Consider the following 16,307-nt stretch of genomic DNA (forward strand, 5'->3'; position numbering starts at 1 on the left):
TTATTATTTTAATTTTTCCAAGTAAGCTATAGCTTGATGATAGCTGTTAATTGGAATAACTTTTATTTTTAGATGATGTGCTCTCGCACTTTTTACAGCCTCGTTATAGTTGGAATCTTTCTTACCGTTTTCATAAGGTGCAAAGAAAATTTCTGCGCCAGATTTAGAAGCAGCAACTATTTTTTGTGAAATCCCGCCGATTGGACCTACCATTCCTTTATTATCGATTGTTCCAGTACCAGCAATCTCATGCCCTTTTGCTAAGCTTTCTTTTTCTAGTTGATCATAAATCTCTAAAGCAAACATTAGGCCTGCAGATGGCCCTCCTATTTCCTCTGAATTGATCTTAACTTTAGGATTCGTACTTAATTTAATATTTTCAACAATTGAAACGCCTAAACCTGCACGATTTGGTTCATTTTGAAACGGTTTTGTTTTAATAGAAACATTTTTTGTTTTTCCATTTCGATTGATTTGAAGATTAAATCGTGTTCCTGCTTTTGCGGAAGAAAGAATAGTTGTAAACTCTTTTGCAGAATCTACTTCCCTTTTGTTAATTTTCGTAATAACATCTCCCAATTTTAGTGCATCAAAGGCTGGCATACCTTTAATTATCGATACAATAATAATTCCATTTTTAGTCACCTGATAATGTTTTCCTGCTTGTTTGTAGGCATTTATTATAGCAGCTTGTTTTGACTCTTCCATATAGCGCAGTTGACGAAACTGGTAATCTTCATTACTTTCGCCTTTAACCATTATTTCATCCGTTTTATATAGATGATGATCTGAGTTAACCAACGTACCAATGTAAGAATAAATATTCGCTTTACTCATCGAAACAGTAGTCATCATAAATTCGCCTTTATCTTTATTTGCACCTTCCACCTTTACATATGGTCTCAATGGCTCTGCTAACCCAGGCTTTGTTACATAATAAGGTAGTGGAATAAAAACTAATAGAACCAATATTATCCCGAATACTAAAAGAACATTAAGTATTCTTATCCTTTTTTCCACTATTCTTCTCCTTCCATTCTTCTATCTGATCAAGAATCTCTGGAATAATTTCTTCCGTTGCTTCTTCACCAATTTGAATAATTTTCTCTAAGTCAGTAAAATTTCTCGAATTAAACTGTTCTAGCTTCGGTCTAATCATAATATTTGAAGCAATTTCTCTATTTCTAACAAGTTCATGCTGCATAATTTCAATACTTTGCATAATGACATCGTAAATCGTTGAAACTTCCCCACTCACTTTAATTGGTGAAACGTCTACTCCAATAATAAAGTCCGCTCCCATTTCTTTTACTACTGAAACAGGAATTCGATCGATTACCCCGCCATCTACAAGTAATCTACCTTCCCACGGCTCAGGGACAAATATTCCTGGAATTGAAATACTTCCTCTAACTGCAGTTGGAATATCACCTTCTAGAAATACGATTTTTTCTCCAGTTAACAAATCAGTTGCTATGATTGCAATTGGAATATCTAGTTCTTCAATTTTTTTACCAAATGATAGCACTTTTATTAATTCTTTTACTCGTTTCCCAGAAATCAATCCCATTTTAGGGACTACGTAATCAAGATAAAACTTTGATTTAAACACTTTAGCTATGTTATACAATCTATCAATATTCGAACCTGCCCCATACAAAACAGCGATTAGTGATCCAATACTACTTCCTGCAATAAAGTGTATAGGTATATTATGCTTTTTTAACACAGAAATTACACCGATATGAGAAAAACCTCTTGCCCCACCTGAACCTAAAGCTAAACCAATTTTCGGTTCCAAGTATTTCCCCTCCATTTAAACTCATTGGTCTAAAACTGAAATCAACTAACGTATATTAAATGGTACAAGTATTTTAATTAACCCTTATATGACTATCATATTTACGAATCACACTTCTTACGACAATTGTCATATTCAAAGATTAATTCCAATTATTTGTTGGAGGTTTATAGATGTGAAAATAAAGTATCTTACAACATTAGTCATTTTTGTCTTACTCGTTTTATTAACAGCGATGATTATATTACATCCTGATGTTGCGTTTAGAGGTTCTACAAGAGGGTTAGAAATGTGGTGGGGAATCGTTTTTCCATCCTTATTACCATTCTTTATATTAAGCGAACTTTTGATATGCTTTGGGGTTGTACAATTTATTGGTATTTTTTTAGAACCAGTTATGAGACCATTATTTAAAGTACCTGGTGTAGGAGCTTTTGTGTGGGCGATGGGGATGGCTTCTGGGTTTCCTTCTGGGGCCAAACTTTCTGCAAAACTTTATAAAGATGGCGAGTTAACTAAATTAGAAGCTGAACGATTAAATTCATTTACAAATTCTTCAAATCCATTATTTATTTTTGTCGCAATTTCCGTCGGTTTTTTCCACAATGTTAATATTGGATTAGTGTTAGCTCTTAGTCATTATTTGTCTAACGCGCTTGTTGGGCTCATTATGAGGTTTTACGGCAAAAACAGACCAAACTACTCTAGGAGAGAAAGAATCCATTCTAATCGCTTTAAATACGCTTTTCAAGTATTGCATGAGAAGCGTCTACATGAAAAGCGACCAATTGGAAAAATATTAGGTGATGCAATTGCTTCATCAGTTCAAACTTTGTTAATGATCGGCGGATTCATAATTGTCTTTTCTGTTCTAAATATGCTTTTAATTGAAATAGGTTTTATTGCTCAAGTTGGAAAAATCATTTCATTATTGTTTTCACAACTTAATATTAATCATGAATTATCAAATCCATTCGTTTCAGGGTTATTCGAAATTACATTAGGCTCTAAATTAGTAAGTGAAATTTCAAATAGTACGTTAATGCAACAAGTAGCTTTAACTAGTTTTATATTAGGATTTGGAGGTTTTTCAATTCATGCTCAAGTGGCGAGTATTATATCTGAAGTGAAAATGAGTATGAAGCCATATATTATTGGACGTTTTTTACAATCAATGATTGCACCTATACTAGCAGTTATATTGTGGAAACCATTTTATCTTGATCGAATTACAAGCACTTCAAATAATGAAGCAATTACAGTAATTAAGCATTTCGCCGAAAAACATTTTACTTCTGATGTTATTATCTCAAATGGTCCTCTTTTCACACTCATTTCGATTTATATTTATGTAATCATCTTGCTTTATCGAATGTATATCCAAAAAAAGAAACCTCAGTTTAAATCCTAAACTTGAGGTTTCCTAAATTTATATTCTAATGCAGTATTTACACATTCAGGCACTAAATCTTTCACATTCCCACCGTATTTAGCAACTTCTTTTACAATTGAAGAACTTAGGAAAGAATATTGATTATTTGTCATTACAAAAAATGTATCAATTTCATCTACTAATTTTTTATTCATCGCAGTAATCTGCATTTCATATTCAAAGTCTGAAACTGCTCTCAATCCTCTTAAAATGGCTGAAGCATTAATTTCTTTTGCATAATCCATTAACAACCCACTAAATGAATCTACTCGAACATTTGTTATTGATTTTGTAGCTTCAGATATTAACGTCGTTCTTTCTTCTAACGAAAACAATGAATTTTTTGCAGAATTATTTAAAACGACTACAATTACCTCATCGAAAACTCTTGCTCCACGTTTAATAATATCTAAATGTCCTAAAGTAATTGGGTCAAAGCTCCCAGGACACACTGCAACACGTCTCATTTCGTACCCCCTAAAAATTACTCCATACGTTTATGATACACGGAAACGGCACAAATTCCATATTTTTCTGCTTTTTTTCGTTCAAAATTCCCAATAACTTCTGGTAATTCGATATCTGTCGCATGCTCGACAAGGATTGTACCATTACTATCTAGTAGATTTTTTTCATCGAAAATCTCCATTAAAGTCACTATTTGCTGCTTTTTATACGGAGGATCTAATATGATTAAGTCAAATTGAATTTCTCTTTTTATGATTGCTTTAACGGCTCTCTCTGCATCGTTACGATAAACCTCTGCATTTGAAGTTAGATTACACGTTTCTAAATTATCTTTAATCGTCTTAATTGCCTTCATTTCACGATCAACAATAATCGCTTTTTCCATCCCTCTACTTAATGCTTCAATTGAAAGTCCACCGCTACCACCAAATAAATCAAGTACCGTTCCACCTTCAAAATATGGACCAATTATATTAAACATTGCTTCTTTCACTTTATCAGTTGTTGGTCTTGTACTCATCCCTGGTACAGCTTTTAAACTTAAGCCTTTACATTTTCCTGATACGACTCTCATCATTAACACCTTCTATTAAAATCAATTCTGAACATATCCTATCACAAAAAACGACAAACCAAAACATTTCTTTCCATATTCCTCTTCTCATGTATAAAATCATTCTCATTGGTTATAACTATTTTTAACAACATCTCAGTTGATGTTGTTGCCAACCGCGGAGAAGACTTACGTTTCCCCATAAGTTCTTCCTCCGGTTTCTCCTCTCCCTTTGCCTTCTTTTAAGTGAATTCACTTTAATAAGAGGGGCCCTGCAAATGCGGGGTTTTTTTTTATTTCTTTATCCTGTAAAATAAATGAAGCATAATCGTGGATACATATAAATTATGAATATAAAAACTTGAATGTTTTAAGGGGGATACATCATGATACAACGCTTGATTGAAATTGGGGAAGGTTACTCTGACCTTTATGAACTAATTGAGACGACAAAAGCTCAAAAAGATAGAGTTAAATTTTTACTTAAATTAACTTGTGAACTTAATGGTTCAAAATTCTGTTCTTTTGGGGTAATTTTAAATCCAACTTCTTTAGGTGAATTCCAACCAATATATTATTGTAGAGAGGGAATAACTTTAAAAGAAAATTCAGTAACTAAAAGAGAAGAACTTTTTGAAGAACTTGCTACAAATGTAAATAAAGAAATGGTTACATTACAAATTAGGCACTCTAGTTCCTTTCATGAAAAAGAACTTTTCCACCAATATATTATAGGTATTTTAAGACTTAACCACTTAATTCCACCTATGAAATAAATAGACGAAAATTGCAAATTAAAAAAGAAGTAACTTTTCTAAAAGTTATCGTTCATAAAAGGTTTTATAAAAAACTTTAAATAAAGTAGATAATAAGAACTGTAGGTGGAAGAGACATTTGCAGGCGAGCCGAGGACTCTCATCTCCTGCCCCAGGGTAATCTAACTCCCAGGATTGGACAGCTACAATTCTCCATGTTTGACTTGCAACAAAGTTTACGAAATCCTATAAAAAGAAAATAAAAATGACACATTTAAACGAAAAACGATTGAACGGTTTTTTAATTTAGAAAAGTATCTACTTTCCTAAATTAAGATGTACCATTCAATCGTTTTTAATCTACTTGATAATCATATTCCTTCGCAAGATCAGGCTTTGCATTTTCAAATTCTGTTTTAATAAAAGGTTTATAAGATAAATCAATTCTTTTAACAAAATGAAATTTTTTCAATCTTTCTATTGTTCGATCAATATCGTCCATGTTACAGTACAGGACAACATATTTCAAACGTTTAGAAACAAAATGGATATTTCCAAATTTTCGTAACATTTTTGCTTGCTTTAATGACTGTAAATAAATAATAATACCTTGTCTTTGCACGAACATAGCCTTCTCCTTTAAAAATCCGATAAAAATAGCATATCATATCCCAATTTTCTTTTGCAATGAAACTTTACTAATTAGTTCATTGAAAGAGGTGTTAAATATGTTAGATGAAATATGGGAAAATTTTTTAATTTGTTTAACTACAAATGAAAAACTAATCCTATGTACAAATAAATTAATTTGTGGTGTGAACTTTTTATACGTTCTTCCAAAACAACAAATGAATGAGGAAACTGTCAAAAACATAATTACTACTTGTTCTAAACAATTTACTCAAACATTTACTCTTAACTATCGTATAGAATTCGTCCGTATTGATCAGGAGCAATTAATTTTTAGACATCGATTTTATGTTCCAAATAAAAAAATGTTTTGTTGTGGGAATGAATGTGTAGATTGTACACGATTTCGAAAATAATGTATCGATTTAAAAGAAGGCTCACTATTAATAATTAATAAATGAGCCATACTTAATCTAACTTATATTACTTTGTTTTACATCCACACTTACCGCCGGTTCCACAACCACCAGTACTACATCCTCCGCCTGAATTAACAAAAAATGGATTACCGGCAGGAACTTTCACTGAAGGTGAAACAGCTTGAGCAATTAAGTAACTAGTTTCATCCAATAGCAACTGAATTGCATCTTCCGCTTGTTTAAACGCTGCAATTGTATTATTTAATTGCAATTCTCTCTTCACTTCACTCATATTTTTACGAATTTCTTTATAATCCGGATGATACTTTCCAAAGCGTTGTACATCTTCGTATAAATCTTTCGTTTTCGCAAAGCGGTTTATGATATCTTGTGCGGTCTTGTCATTATTTAAAGCGATATATGAAGCTCTATACTGATCTGCAACATCAGATTGTACGATCATAGAAGCTATTTCTTCTGATACTGACATAAGTTGCAAGGTTTCAATTGTTGCATACATTTCCTCACACCTCCAAGAATAAACTATACCATAAATAATTCGTAAAATAAAAGAACTAGTCCTAGTTATTTTATATGGTCCGAAATATTAAATGCATTTATTTTCCATTTCCCATCAATCAATTCTATATAATTAGCACATGCGTTATTTAAGCTTGTACGAAAATTTACTTTATTAGGAGCAATTCGGTGAAGGATCGCTTTAATTGTGTGTGAATGTGCCACTATTATAATTCTTTTCCCATCATGATTTAGAGCTATTTCTTCTAAAGCATGGAATGCTCGCTCCATCAATTGATTGCTCGTTTCCATTCCTATTATATCATCATTATAAATACGTTCACGAACATCAGATATTGGCTTTCCACTTGCCTCTCCAAATTCCCTTTCAATGAAACCTTCATCTTCTATTATCGTATCTATTTTAGAAAATTCGGCAATTGCCTTTGCCGTTTCCTTTGCTCTTACTAAAGGACTCGATATGATTGCATCCCATTTTTCAGCACTTAAAAAATGCGCACTATCTTTAGCTTGCCTTTTACCTAAATCATTTAAAGGAATATCTTCTCGACCTTGAATTATATTATTAAAGTTCCAATCAGTTTGTCCATGTCTGACTAAACAAATTTCTGTCATAACTTTTTGCTCCTTTCGAAACTTTGCTATTACTATTGTAGCAAAAAGATATGACAGATTGAACTCTATTACTCAGTTTCATTTTTATTTGACTCATCTTTTGTTTCAGTATTCGTCTCATCACTACTTTGACCTTGTTGTTCCTTTAAAACTTGAAACATATCGATCATAAATGACGCCATTTGAACTTGATTTTGCAATTTATCTACCCGTTGAGGAATGGTTTTGCCAAAAAATTCAAGAGAAGCCAGTCTGAATTCATCTAATTTTTCTGGGTATCGAGTAAGTTTACGATACCACTTCGGCTGTTGTCTTATAAATTTTAAATAATCTTCTTCGCTCTGAATAAAGTCTAATACGTCTTTTCTCATAAACTTAATCCTGTCTAAAGTTAAATGGTTGTGACGTCTCTTTTTGTTCGCGTTGACTAGATGTAGCTGGAGATTTAAATTGTGAAATTAATTGTTGAATATTATTTAATGTAGAATTCACATTTGATAAATGATCTTGAATTTGATCAGGATCTAGATTCTTTACAAATGACATCATTTTACCAACATAGCCTTCTTCATTTTGTTTATTCTCGGCTTTTTTAGAACTAGTGGTACCACTTCCCGTTCTAAACTCATCCCACACATCACTTTCTTCACCGTATAAATACCATTCTTCGAAATATTGTTGCCATGTTTTCTTCCCATTCTTTACTGCTTCTCGTAATTTTGGGTGATCTTTGACAAATTGCCTAAATTGTTCGATTGATGGACGGTTATTTTCATTTCTCATACATCTCACTCCAATTAAAAGCATTTACTACAAAAATATGTATTGAGAATATTTTGGTGCATGTATGGAAATAAAAAAAACAAGCACATAACTTTTGTTATGGCTTGATTTTAATTTATTTTATAAAATTTTGTGTGTAATACTTGTTAAAGGCACCTACACCAAGTGAAGTATAATCCTTTTTGTACATATTTACCCGATGGCCTTTACTATTAATCCATCCATAGACAGATGCAATACCATCTACATAGTTTGCTGAAATATTTTCACCTGCTAAACGATAAGATACTTCAGCGTCATTTAACCGATCAGCTAAACTTCCATATTTTTTTGAATTATGGTCAAAATACTTATTTTCAACCATATCTTTACTATGTCCTAAGGCGACTTTTGCTGCTTCACTATTCCATTTTAAAGTAGATAAATTCATTCTACTTCGATAAACATTTGTTAAATTAAAAATTTCTCTTTCTTCTTCTTTATCAACTGTTAGTTGCTTAGATTCATCTAAATTCTTCGCGCTTAGTAATTTGCCACTATAGACTAATTCATATGGTCTTTGCTTTATTAGAGTTTCTGGAGAGATAAAACGAACTCCTAATAAACTACCTGTAAAACGGTCAAAATAAAGTTGAGCAAAACTATTATTAATCGTTACAAGTGGTCGTTCATGTAAATCTGTTGTCGATAATTTAAACGTATATTGATTATTTAAGATAGAAAATGCAACTTGTTCATGTAAACTAACATTATCCATTGATTCTTCATAGTGACTTCCAATCATAAATGGAGAAACGTCAATTTTATTCCCAGCAACAAATAGCGTTTCCACTTTACCATTTAGGACACCAAATTGGATATATTTTGAAGGATCTTTATCGTAAACTAACCAGTCATAATCATATTGAGAAGGAACTTTTCTTGTCGGCTTTCCAAAAACTTGCAAAATTTGCTTCTCACTTTTCCCGATATATTGTGACACTGAGTTTTTCGCACTATATGTATCTGCATGTTCAATCATCGGCAAATTCACTTGATTTACTCTTTGAAGATGTTTCACAGCCGACATATTTGCAATCCAATCTTTAAAGAGTGGACTGAACATAAACACAGTAATAAAGCTTATTGTAAAAAAGAAAAGTTTTAAAAGCTTTTCCAATATTTCTCTTCCCTTCCAGGTGAATAAATTCGTTATATATTCATTGTAGCCAAATTATTCAAAAAAATATATAAATTAGTTAAAATACATTTATCAGCTTTTCATTGCTAATTATTGTCATTGATAATATTATATTAGTAGGGATTTTTTCTAAGTAATTTAGGGGGTAATAACATGAAATTTGAAAATACAAATTTAGAGAACCATGTAGTTAATGTAAATTTATTAAATGAAATCATGGAAGAATTAGGTTTTGTTCTTGCTGGTCAATGGGATTACGAAAGAGTAACTTACGATTATAAATTCGAACTTCGTAACGAAATCTACTATTTACGTGTTCAAGGCTATGCTGTTGAAGGTCACGTTGAATCATCACAAGGTAAAATCCAATTACTTACACCAGTTTTAGGTAAGTACTACTATCCACACGGAGTAGAATATGGCGAAGGTGAAAGCTTCCCTCAAACAATCGTTGATAAAAGTGCTGAACTATTAAAGAAAGCTGAAGAACAAATTGCACTTGTAAGTAAGTTCATTATTCTATAATTTATTAAAAAGAGTGAGTAATAGAAGTACAATCTTCTATTACTCACTCTTTTTTTCATATCATTTTATTTACTTTGCAAATTAGAAACCTAACACTGCTTTAATAACAGATGTCGTTTCTCCACCTTCATAAATTACATATAAGAGACAATAAACAAATACACCTGTAATCGCTGTAAAAAACCAAATGATACTTGTAATCGGACCAATCTTTCTATGTAATTTTAGTTTGTTTTTATAACCTGAAAATATCGAAACTAAGCCAAATACACCACCAGTTGTCGCTAAGAAAATATGGAAGAATAAAAATAAATGATAGTACAACTTAATACTTTCTGGTCCACCAAATGATGTATTTCCGATAAATATTGTTCTTGTTGCATAAACAATGAAAAATGCTAGTGCAAAAACTCCACCAAAAAACATAACCTTTTTGTGAGCCTCTACTTTTCTTTTTGCAATTAGTACCCAACCTATTGCAACTAAAATAGCACTAATTACAATGAAGCTTGTACTGATTGTTGGTAATATTGGTAAATTCAAAATTTCCACCCCTACGATTTTTTAAGTAACAATGGATTATTACTGATTGGATCAATTTTATTTCCATTTTGTTCTCTTTTGGCCCATTTGAAAAAGTTATAACCTATAACCCAACCATAAACTATTTCCTGGACAATTTTCATTATTACTCCGCCTACTTGTTGATCTTCCCTTGCAGTCATAATATTTAGTACTTCTGGGCCTGAAATATTTAATGATTTTAACAAATCAGGTGACACACATAATTCCATTGCTTTACCCCATAAAACAGGATCTGTATAAGTAGCATAAAAAGAATGACCTGCAAAAATAATAAGTGCACAAGCAGGAGTTAATAGAATACCATTTCCAAACATATAACCTATTTTTTGAATATCCGATAAAGTTTGTCTTTCTGACAAATGATTAATTACTGGGAACCACATAAAAATCGCCATGATAAATAGTACATTTGTAAATAAGAAATGATACGTACCATTCGTTTTTACTGTATCAAATACTAGCGGATAATGGTAAATGGAAAATACACCATTAAAAATAATTAATGCAATAAGAGGCTTAGTGAAAAAAGTAAAAAACAAATTAATGAATTTCGGTTTAAGTATACTTCTCCAAAGCCAATTTGGAATCCCATTGATTATAAAGATAGGTGCTACTAAATATAATAACGCCATTTCAGTCATATGAGCACTAAATATGATATGTCCTATTAAATCAATTGGACTTCCTTGTGCAATATATATTATTGCGATACCTAAAATAAAATAAACTTTCTGTTTAGTTACTGTAACATTTTGGTTTGATTTAAATTTATTAATTACATAAAAATAAAAAAGGTTTACTAAAACTAAAAATACGAATAAGTATGGACTCCAAAGTGCTTTAAACCCAAACATCCCAAAACTAACCATTAATGCACACCCTTTATCTCTCTTGTAGTCACTCATATTTTCAACTAATGCTTTTAAAACTAAAAGTGTAACATTCAAATAAGCATTAATTCAATCATATAATAAATAAAGAAATAATCCAAACTATTATACTACTAAATTATATAACAGTAATGACCGATAGTACAAATTAAAAAGAAATAAGGAAAAGTCTCATCTGTCTTACAATCAATACTCATATAAAAAAGGAAGTGAATAAATTCACTTCCTTTTTATATTATAACCAGATAAGTGTTAAGAATGTTAAAAGTGTAATTGCAGCAACAGTAACTCCTGAGTATAAAAAGAATGCCTGTGTGCTATGTCCTTTATTTTTCATATGCATGAAATAGTAAAGTTGGAAAATCAATTGAACTACAGCTAGTAACAAAATAAACGGTACCGTAAAATACGGACTAAATTTATCTCGGTAAATCACAGCTGCAAATGATGCAAGTGTTAAAATAATCATTAATAAAAATGAAATTAATTGTTGCTTCATCTCTTCCTTGTGTTTACGTCTATGGTACTTTAATTCAACTTGATTGTGATGAGAGTGTGTATTTGTACCCATAATTATTACCCCACCATTCCCATTAAATATACTACTGTAAAGATGAAAATCCATACTACGTCAATGAAGTGCCAGTATAAACTAGCTACATAAAATTTAGGCGCATTGTATAAATTTAAACCTCTTTTTGCATTTCTAAGCATTAAAGTCGTGATCCACAGTAAACCTACAAAAACGTGGGCACCGTGAGTTCCAACTAATGTATAGAATGACGAACCAAATGCACTACTTTTAATTGTAAACTTATATTCGTGCATATAATGTTTAAATTCGTTAATCTCTAGTATTAGGAAACCTAAACCTAATAAAACAGTTACAAATAACCAAATCATCATTTTTTTATGTTCGAAATTTTTCATGTGGTACATTGCATATACACTAGTAAGTGATGATGTTAAAAGCAACATTGTAGCAATGAATACTAATTTAGGTTCGAACATTTCGGCAGCACTTGCTCCACCTGCTGTAGAGTTTCTTAAAGCTAAGAACGTACCAAATAATGAAGCGAATAATACTGTTTCTCCACCAAGAAATAGCCAAAATGCTAAAAACTTATTTTTGCCTTCTTCAGTAGCTTTTTCAGGGTTATGAGGAAACGTTTCGGCTGTAAACTTTTGATTCATTTCCATTATGCTTTAACCCCCTCGTCTACTAAATCTTCCTTGTGAATATGGAAACCATGATCATCAATCCATGAACGTAAGAACATAGAACCAAAAGTAATCACTAATCCAAGAATTAATACACCTACTGCTGTGTGGTTTTTAAGCGTGTCATTATATAATGCCCCAAATGCAGCAACGAATAATCCAAATGACATAACAAACGGTAGAATTGATGAATTTGGCATATGAATATCACCTAATGGCTCTGCAGGTGTCATTTTACCGTCACCTTCCATTTTTTCTACCCATAATGCATCTAAACCACGAACATATGGAATTTGAGCAAAGTTATATTCTGGTGCCGGAGATGAAATTGACCATTCAAGTGTACGACCAACGCCCCAAGCATCACCTTCTGCTTTTTCACCTTTAACTGCTGTGTAAATTACGTTAATTAATAATATGATAGTTGCTAGTCCCATGAACATAGCACCAATCGAACTGATTAAGTTTCCTGTTTCTAAGCCTTGTCCTGGTAAATATGTAAAGTAACGACGAGGCATACCCATTAATCCTAAGAAATGTTGAATAAAGAATGTTAAATGGAAACCAATAAAGAATAATGTAAATGTAAGTTTACCTAATTTTTCATTAAGGATTTTACCAAACATTTTTGGCCACCAGTAATGTGCACCTGCAAAAAGACCAAATACTACTCCACCTACGATTACATAGTGGAAATGAGCTACTATGAAATAACTATCATGGAACTGATAGTCAGCTGGTGCTGCTGCATTCATAATACCTGTTACTCCACCTAATGTGAAAGATGGAATAAATGCAACTGACCAAAGCATTGGAGTTGTAAAACGAATTTGTCCGCCCCACATTGTTAATAACCAGTTAAAGATTTTAACTCCTGTAGGAACAGCGATCGCCATTGTTGCTACTGCGAAGATGGCATTTGCAACCGCTCCAAGACCATCTGTAAACATGTGATGTGCCCATACCATGAATCCTAAGAAACCGATTAAAACTGTAGCGAATACCATTGAAGAATACCCGAATAATCTTTTCTTAGAAAACGCTGGAATGATATCAGAGAAAATACCAAACGCTGGTAAAATAAGGATATATACCTCTGGATGTCCAAATATCCAGAATAAATGTTCAAATATCATCGAATTTCCACCTAATGAAGCATCAAAGAATGCAGTTCCGAATAGGCGGTCAAACATTAGTAATGCTAACCCAATTGTAAGAGCTGGGAATGCAAATAAGATAAGTGCAGATGTTACAAACACTGTCCAAGTAAATAGTGGCATACGCATGTAAGTCATACCAGGAGCACGCATGTTAATTATCGTTGCTAGGAAGTTAATACCACCTGCTAATGTACCAATACCTGAAATTTGTAGACCTAATAGATAGAAGTCTACACCATGTGATTTACTTGCCAACGCAAGGGTTGCATATGATGTCCAACCTGCATCAGGTGCTCCACCTAAGAACCAACTTAAGTTTAAGAAAATTCCCCCGAAGAAAAATAACCAAAAACCTAAAGAGTTTAAAAACGGGAATGCTACGTCACGAGCACCAATTTGTAAAGGTACTACCGCGTTAAAAAATGCAAAGATCAACGGCATCGCCGCTAAGAAAATCATTGTTGTACCATGCATTGTTAATACTTGGTTGTATGCATCACCAACTAAAAACGTGTTGTCTGGCTTTATTAATTGTATACGAATAAATAACGCTTCCATTCCACCAACTAAGAAAAATAATCCACCTGCTATTAAATACAGGATTGCAATTTTCTTATGGTCGACTGTCGTTAAGTAGTCCCACACTAGTGGTTTCTTTTTCGCTACAGAACTCACAGTATTACCCCCTTTGCTTCATATCCAATAGATTATTTTGCAATTTTCAAGCTAGTTAAATATGCAGTTAACGCATTAATTTCATCTTCAGTTAAATCGCCATATTTACCAGTCATAAGATTTCCTGGTTTCATAGCTTCTGGATTTGTTAACCATTTTTTTATGTTAGCTTCATTATTTTTAGCAATACCAGCAACCATATCACGATCACCAAAGTTAGCTAAGTTAGGAGCTAGACGTGCAACTGGTGGTCTTGTGTCATTTGCATCTGCAGCATGACAACCAATACAGCTTTGTTTGAAGATTTTTTCGCCCTCTTGAGCATCTGCAGTTACAGCTTGACCTTTTTGATCCTTCATAGAAACTAACCATTTGTCATAATCAGCTTGGCTTACAGCTTTAACTTTAAATTGCATTAATGAATGCGAAGGGCCACAAAATTCTGCACAGAAACCATTATATGTACCTTCTTTATTTGCTGAAAGCCACATTCTATTTGTGCCTTCAGGGTTTGTATCGATTTTACCAGCTAATGATGGTACCCAGAATGAGTGTTTAATATCTTCACCTTTTAGGTTTAAGATAACTTTTTTCCCTACTGGAATAATCATGTCTTGAGAAGTCACGAATTTTTGTTTCGGATACTCAAATTCCCACCAGAATAGATGAGCGTTTACATTGATTACAATTGCATCCTTTTTCTTCTCATCTTTAGCAATTTGTTTTTCATCAGAAAGCTTGAATGTTTGAGATACTGTTGGTACTGCTAATACAATAAGTAAAATAACAGGAATAATTGTCCAAAGCAGCTCTAAAGTATGATTACCTTCAACTTGCTTAGGAATGACATTTTCTTCACCTTTGCGATGGCGGAATTTCACCACTACATAAAGGAAAAGAACTGTTACTACAGCAACAACGAATACCATGATAATAGTACTAAGCTTCATAAGATCGTATTGCATTTGTGCTACTTCACCTTGAGGAACAAGTGTTGATTGATTTGCGTTTCCACATGCACTCAATATCACTGCTATCAAGGAAATTAGCGAGACTAATCGCCAATGTTTCATAAGTATACTTCCCCCTCTTTCAATTTAAAGTGTTTCATTCTTATTTGAAAATAAGATTAAACAATCAATAAAATTTCCCCCGTAATACCCCTAATTAAAACGAAATTGTAAACACAATCATTGACATGAATAGAAGAGTTAAATAGTTAATTGAATAAATAAACATTAATTTAGAGAACTTTTGATCGTCCTTTTGTTTATAACAATATATTCCTAAAATAACCCAACCTATATTCAATATTGTTGCAAAAATAATAAATGGTAAACCTAGAGCTTGCATGTAAAATGGCAATGGTAATAAACATAATACCCAGATCATCACTTGACGTTTTGTCATTTCAAATCCGTACACCACTGGTAACATTGGGATTCCTGCTCTTCTGTATTCTTCAGAGCGTCTCATCGCAAGTGCTAAAAAGTGTGGTGGTTGCCATATAAACATGATTAAAAACAGCATCCAAGCAATAAAATGCAAATTCGCATCCATTGCCGCCCATCCAATTAATGGGGGTGCTGCACCAGATATACTACCTACTACTGTGTTTAACGTGTAATTACGTTTCGTCCAAAGAGTGTATAGTACGATATATGTAAATGCACCAATAAATGCATATACAACAGCCATTAAAGTAGTAAAAGCCATGAATATAAAGCCAAGAATCAATAAAAATATTCCAAGTGAAATTGTAATACTTGGTTTAATATTACCTGTAACAGTTGGTCTATTTTTTGTTCTTTCCATGTATGGATCAATATCTCTATCAATGTAGTTATTGATTACACATGATCCTGCAATAATTAATGAAGAACCAATTATTGTAAGTATTGCTTTAGGTAAAGAATCTAATATGTCTAATCCATTTAATTGGATTGCTAACCAGATACCTGTAAACGTTGTCAGTATATTAGAGTTTACGATCCCTATTTTCATCAAAGAAAGCAAATCTTTCCTTAATGAAGTAGAAGGATGATCCATCTCACTGTCATTAGAAACATTATTAG

20 protein-coding genes and 1 pseudogene are annotated in these 16,307 nt (G+C 32.4%); 4 read left to right on the plus strand and 17 right to left on the minus strand.

Going from position 1 to position 16,307, the window contains the following annotated elements:
* Positions 1-3: 3 nt before the first annotated feature.
* Together B7R65_RS16370 and B7R65_RS16375 are read right to left on the minus strand one after the other, a co-directional pair.
* Entirely contained in the window at positions 4-1,020 is a 1,017-nt protein-coding gene (locus B7R65_RS16370; protein WP_088043912.1) for a SepM family pheromone-processing serine protease, read from the minus strand.
* On the minus strand, positions 995-1,816 hold the full coding sequence (locus B7R65_RS16375) for a patatin-like phospholipase family protein (RefSeq protein ID WP_088043913.1): 822 nt from the start codon (positions 1,814-1,816) through the stop codon (positions 995-997). The genes B7R65_RS16370 and B7R65_RS16375 overlap by 26 nt, the downstream gene beginning before the upstream one ends.
* Positions 1,817-2,036: 220 nt before the next feature.
* On the opposite strand from B7R65_RS16375, the gene ylbJ reads away from it, so the two are divergent.
* A complete protein-coding gene (gene ylbJ, locus B7R65_RS16380) occupies positions 2,037-3,212 on the plus strand; it encodes a sporulation integral membrane protein YlbJ (protein WP_373419591.1) in 1,176 nt (391 codons plus the stop codon).
* On the opposite strand, the gene coaD is transcribed toward ylbJ, so the two are convergent.
* Positions 3,209-3,700, minus strand: coding sequence for a pantetheine-phosphate adenylyltransferase (gene coaD / locus B7R65_RS16385; protein ID WP_088043915.1), 492 nt, complete (start codon positions 3,698-3,700; stop codon positions 3,209-3,211). The two genes, ylbJ and coaD, sit on opposite strands and share 4 nt — an antisense overlap.
* Before the next feature lie 17 nt (positions 3,701-3,717).
* Positions 3,718-4,275, minus strand: a complete 558-nt coding sequence (gene rsmD, locus B7R65_RS16390; RefSeq protein WP_088043916.1) for a 16S rRNA (guanine(966)-N(2))-methyltransferase RsmD — start codon at positions 4,273-4,275, stop codon at positions 3,718-3,720.
* A gap of 365 nt (positions 4,276-4,640) precedes the next feature.
* Here rsmD and B7R65_RS16400 point away from each other — a divergent pair, with 365 nt between their 5' ends.
* Positions 4,641-5,030, plus strand: coding sequence for a DUF7147 family protein (locus tag B7R65_RS16400; RefSeq protein WP_088043917.1), 390 nt, complete (start codon positions 4,641-4,643; stop codon positions 5,028-5,030).
* Between the two features lie 334 nt (positions 5,031-5,364).
* Here the strand turns inward: B7R65_RS16400 and B7R65_RS16405 are convergent, their stop codons facing one another.
* Positions 5,365-5,637: a YlbG family protein gene (locus tag B7R65_RS16405; RefSeq protein WP_088043918.1), complete on the minus strand. Its 273-nt coding sequence runs from the start codon at positions 5,635-5,637 to the stop codon at positions 5,365-5,367.
* A gap of 100 nt (positions 5,638-5,737) precedes the next feature.
* Here B7R65_RS16405 and B7R65_RS16410 point away from each other — a divergent pair, with 100 nt between their 5' ends.
* Positions 5,738-6,055 carry a hypothetical protein gene (locus B7R65_RS16410; protein WP_088043919.1) on the plus strand — a complete coding sequence of 106 codons (318 nt, stop codon included), beginning with the start codon at positions 5,738-5,740 and terminating at the stop codon, positions 6,053-6,055.
* 67 nt (positions 6,056-6,122) lie between these two features.
* On the opposite strand, the gene B7R65_RS16415 is transcribed toward B7R65_RS16410, so the two are convergent.
* The 5 genes and pseudogenes from B7R65_RS16415 to B7R65_RS16435 form a co-directional block, all read right to left on the minus strand.
* Complete coding sequence (locus tag B7R65_RS16415) at positions 6,123-6,578, minus strand: YlbF/YmcA family competence regulator (RefSeq protein ID WP_088043920.1); 456 nt, start codon at positions 6,576-6,578, stop codon at positions 6,123-6,125.
* Between the two features lie 65 nt (positions 6,579-6,643).
* The gene (locus B7R65_RS16420) at positions 6,644-7,213 is read right to left on the minus strand and encodes a histidine phosphatase family protein (protein WP_088043921.1); all 570 of its coding nucleotides are present in this window, start codon (positions 7,211-7,213) and stop codon (positions 6,644-6,646) included.
* Between the two features lie 137 nt (positions 7,214-7,350).
* Positions 7,351-7,584 (minus strand): annotated as a pseudogene (locus B7R65_RS16425) (YlbE-like family protein); the annotation flags it as partial.
* 4 nt (positions 7,585-7,588) lie between these two features.
* Positions 7,589-7,996: a YlbD family protein gene (locus tag B7R65_RS16430; RefSeq protein WP_179194904.1), complete on the minus strand. Its 408-nt coding sequence runs from the start codon at positions 7,994-7,996 to the stop codon at positions 7,589-7,591.
* A gap of 115 nt (positions 7,997-8,111) precedes the next feature.
* On the minus strand, positions 8,112-9,155 hold the full coding sequence (locus B7R65_RS16435; RefSeq protein WP_088043924.1) for a CAP domain-containing protein: 1,044 nt from the start codon (positions 9,153-9,155) through the stop codon (positions 8,112-8,114).
* Positions 9,156-9,329: 174 nt separating this feature from the next.
* Here B7R65_RS16435 and B7R65_RS16440 point away from each other — a divergent pair, with 174 nt between their 5' ends.
* Entirely contained in the window at positions 9,330-9,701 is a 372-nt protein-coding gene (locus B7R65_RS16440) for a YugN family protein (protein ID WP_088043925.1), read from the plus strand.
* Positions 9,702-9,782: 81 nt separating this feature from the next.
* Here the strand turns inward: B7R65_RS16440 and B7R65_RS16445 are convergent, their stop codons facing one another.
* The 7 genes from B7R65_RS16445 to cyoE form a co-directional block, all read right to left on the minus strand.
* Entirely contained in the window at positions 9,783-10,244 is a 462-nt protein-coding gene (locus B7R65_RS16445) for a DUF420 domain-containing protein (RefSeq protein ID WP_088043926.1), read from the minus strand.
* An 11-nt stretch (positions 10,245-10,255) separates the two neighbouring features.
* Positions 10,256-11,155 carry a cytochrome c oxidase assembly factor CtaG gene (gene ctaG, locus B7R65_RS16450; RefSeq protein WP_088043927.1) on the minus strand — a complete coding sequence of 300 codons (900 nt, stop codon included), beginning with the start codon at positions 11,153-11,155 and terminating at the stop codon, positions 10,256-10,258.
* 256 nt (positions 11,156-11,411) lie between these two features.
* Complete coding sequence (gene ctaF, locus B7R65_RS16455) at positions 11,412-11,747, minus strand: cytochrome c oxidase subunit IVB (RefSeq protein WP_088043928.1); 336 nt, start codon at positions 11,745-11,747, stop codon at positions 11,412-11,414.
* A 5-nt stretch (positions 11,748-11,752) separates the two neighbouring features.
* The gene (locus tag B7R65_RS16460) at positions 11,753-12,376 is read right to left on the minus strand and encodes a cytochrome (ubi)quinol oxidase subunit III (RefSeq protein ID WP_088043929.1); all 624 of its coding nucleotides are present in this window, start codon (positions 12,374-12,376) and stop codon (positions 11,753-11,755) included.
* Positions 12,376-14,232, minus strand: coding sequence for a cytochrome c oxidase subunit I (gene ctaD / locus B7R65_RS16465; RefSeq protein ID WP_088043930.1), 1,857 nt, complete (start codon positions 14,230-14,232; stop codon positions 12,376-12,378). The genes B7R65_RS16460 and ctaD overlap by 1 nt, the downstream gene beginning before the upstream one ends.
* A 32-nt stretch (positions 14,233-14,264) precedes the next feature.
* Complete coding sequence (coxB, locus tag B7R65_RS16470) at positions 14,265-15,305, minus strand: cytochrome c oxidase subunit II (protein ID WP_088043931.1); 1,041 nt, start codon at positions 15,303-15,305, stop codon at positions 14,265-14,267.
* 94 nt (positions 15,306-15,399) lie between these two features.
* Positions 15,400-16,281 (minus strand): heme o synthase, encoded by an 882-nt coding sequence (cyoE, locus tag B7R65_RS16475; RefSeq protein ID WP_088044073.1) that lies wholly within the window; start codon positions 16,279-16,281, stop codon positions 15,400-15,402.
* Positions 16,282-16,307: the final 26 nt, after the last annotated feature.

The sequence above is a fragment of the Bacillus sp. EAC genome (assembly GCF_002156875.1).
Taxonomy (GTDB): Bacteria; Bacillota; Bacilli; order Bacillales; family Bacillaceae_G; genus Gottfriedia.

Excerpts from the sequence above, each read along its gene's own strand:
- B7R65_RS16375 (WP_088043913.1), bottom strand. The coding sequence starts at position 1,816 with ATGGAGGGGAAATACTTGGAACCGAAAATTGGTTTAGCTTTAGGTTCA.
- ylbJ (WP_373419591.1), top strand. The coding sequence starts at position 2,037 with ATGATTATATTACATCCTGATGTTGCGTTTAGAGGTTCTACAAGAGGG.
- coaD (WP_088043915.1), bottom strand. The coding sequence starts at position 3,700 with ATGAGACGTGTTGCAGTGTGTCCTGGGAGCTTTGACCCAATTACTTTA.
- rsmD (WP_088043916.1), bottom strand. The coding sequence starts at position 4,275 with ATGAGAGTCGTATCAGGAAAATGTAAAGGCTTAAGTTTAAAAGCTGTA.
- B7R65_RS16400 (WP_088043917.1), top strand. The coding sequence starts at position 4,641 with ATGATACAACGCTTGATTGAAATTGGGGAAGGTTACTCTGACCTTTAT.
- B7R65_RS16405 (WP_088043918.1), bottom strand. The coding sequence starts at position 5,637 with ATGTTCGTGCAAAGACAAGGTATTATTATTTATTTACAGTCATTAAAG.
- B7R65_RS16410 (WP_088043919.1), top strand. The coding sequence starts at position 5,738 with ATGTTAGATGAAATATGGGAAAATTTTTTAATTTGTTTAACTACAAAT.
- B7R65_RS16415 (WP_088043920.1), bottom strand. The coding sequence starts at position 6,578 with ATGTATGCAACAATTGAAACCTTGCAACTTATGTCAGTATCAGAAGAA.
- B7R65_RS16420 (WP_088043921.1), bottom strand. The coding sequence starts at position 7,213 with ATGACAGAAATTTGTTTAGTCAGACATGGACAAACTGATTGGAACTTT.
- B7R65_RS16430 (WP_179194904.1), bottom strand. The coding sequence starts at position 7,996 with ATGAGAAATGAAAATAACCGTCCATCAATCGAACAATTTAGGCAATTT.
- B7R65_RS16440 (WP_088043925.1), top strand. The coding sequence starts at position 9,330 with ATGAAATTTGAAAATACAAATTTAGAGAACCATGTAGTTAATGTAAAT.
- ctaG (WP_088043927.1), bottom strand. The coding sequence starts at position 11,155 with ATGGTTAGTTTTGGGATGTTTGGGTTTAAAGCACTTTGGAGTCCATAC.
- ctaF (WP_088043928.1), bottom strand. The coding sequence starts at position 11,747 with ATGGGTACAAATACACACTCTCATCACAATCAAGTTGAATTAAAGTAC.
- B7R65_RS16460 (WP_088043929.1), bottom strand. The coding sequence starts at position 12,376 with ATGGAAATGAATCAAAAGTTTACAGCCGAAACGTTTCCTCATAACCCT.
- coxB (WP_088043931.1), bottom strand. The coding sequence starts at position 15,305 with ATGAAACATTGGCGATTAGTCTCGCTAATTTCCTTGATAGCAGTGATA.
- cyoE (WP_088044073.1), bottom strand. The coding sequence starts at position 16,281 with ATGGATCATCCTTCTACTTCATTAAGGAAAGATTTGCTTTCTTTGATG.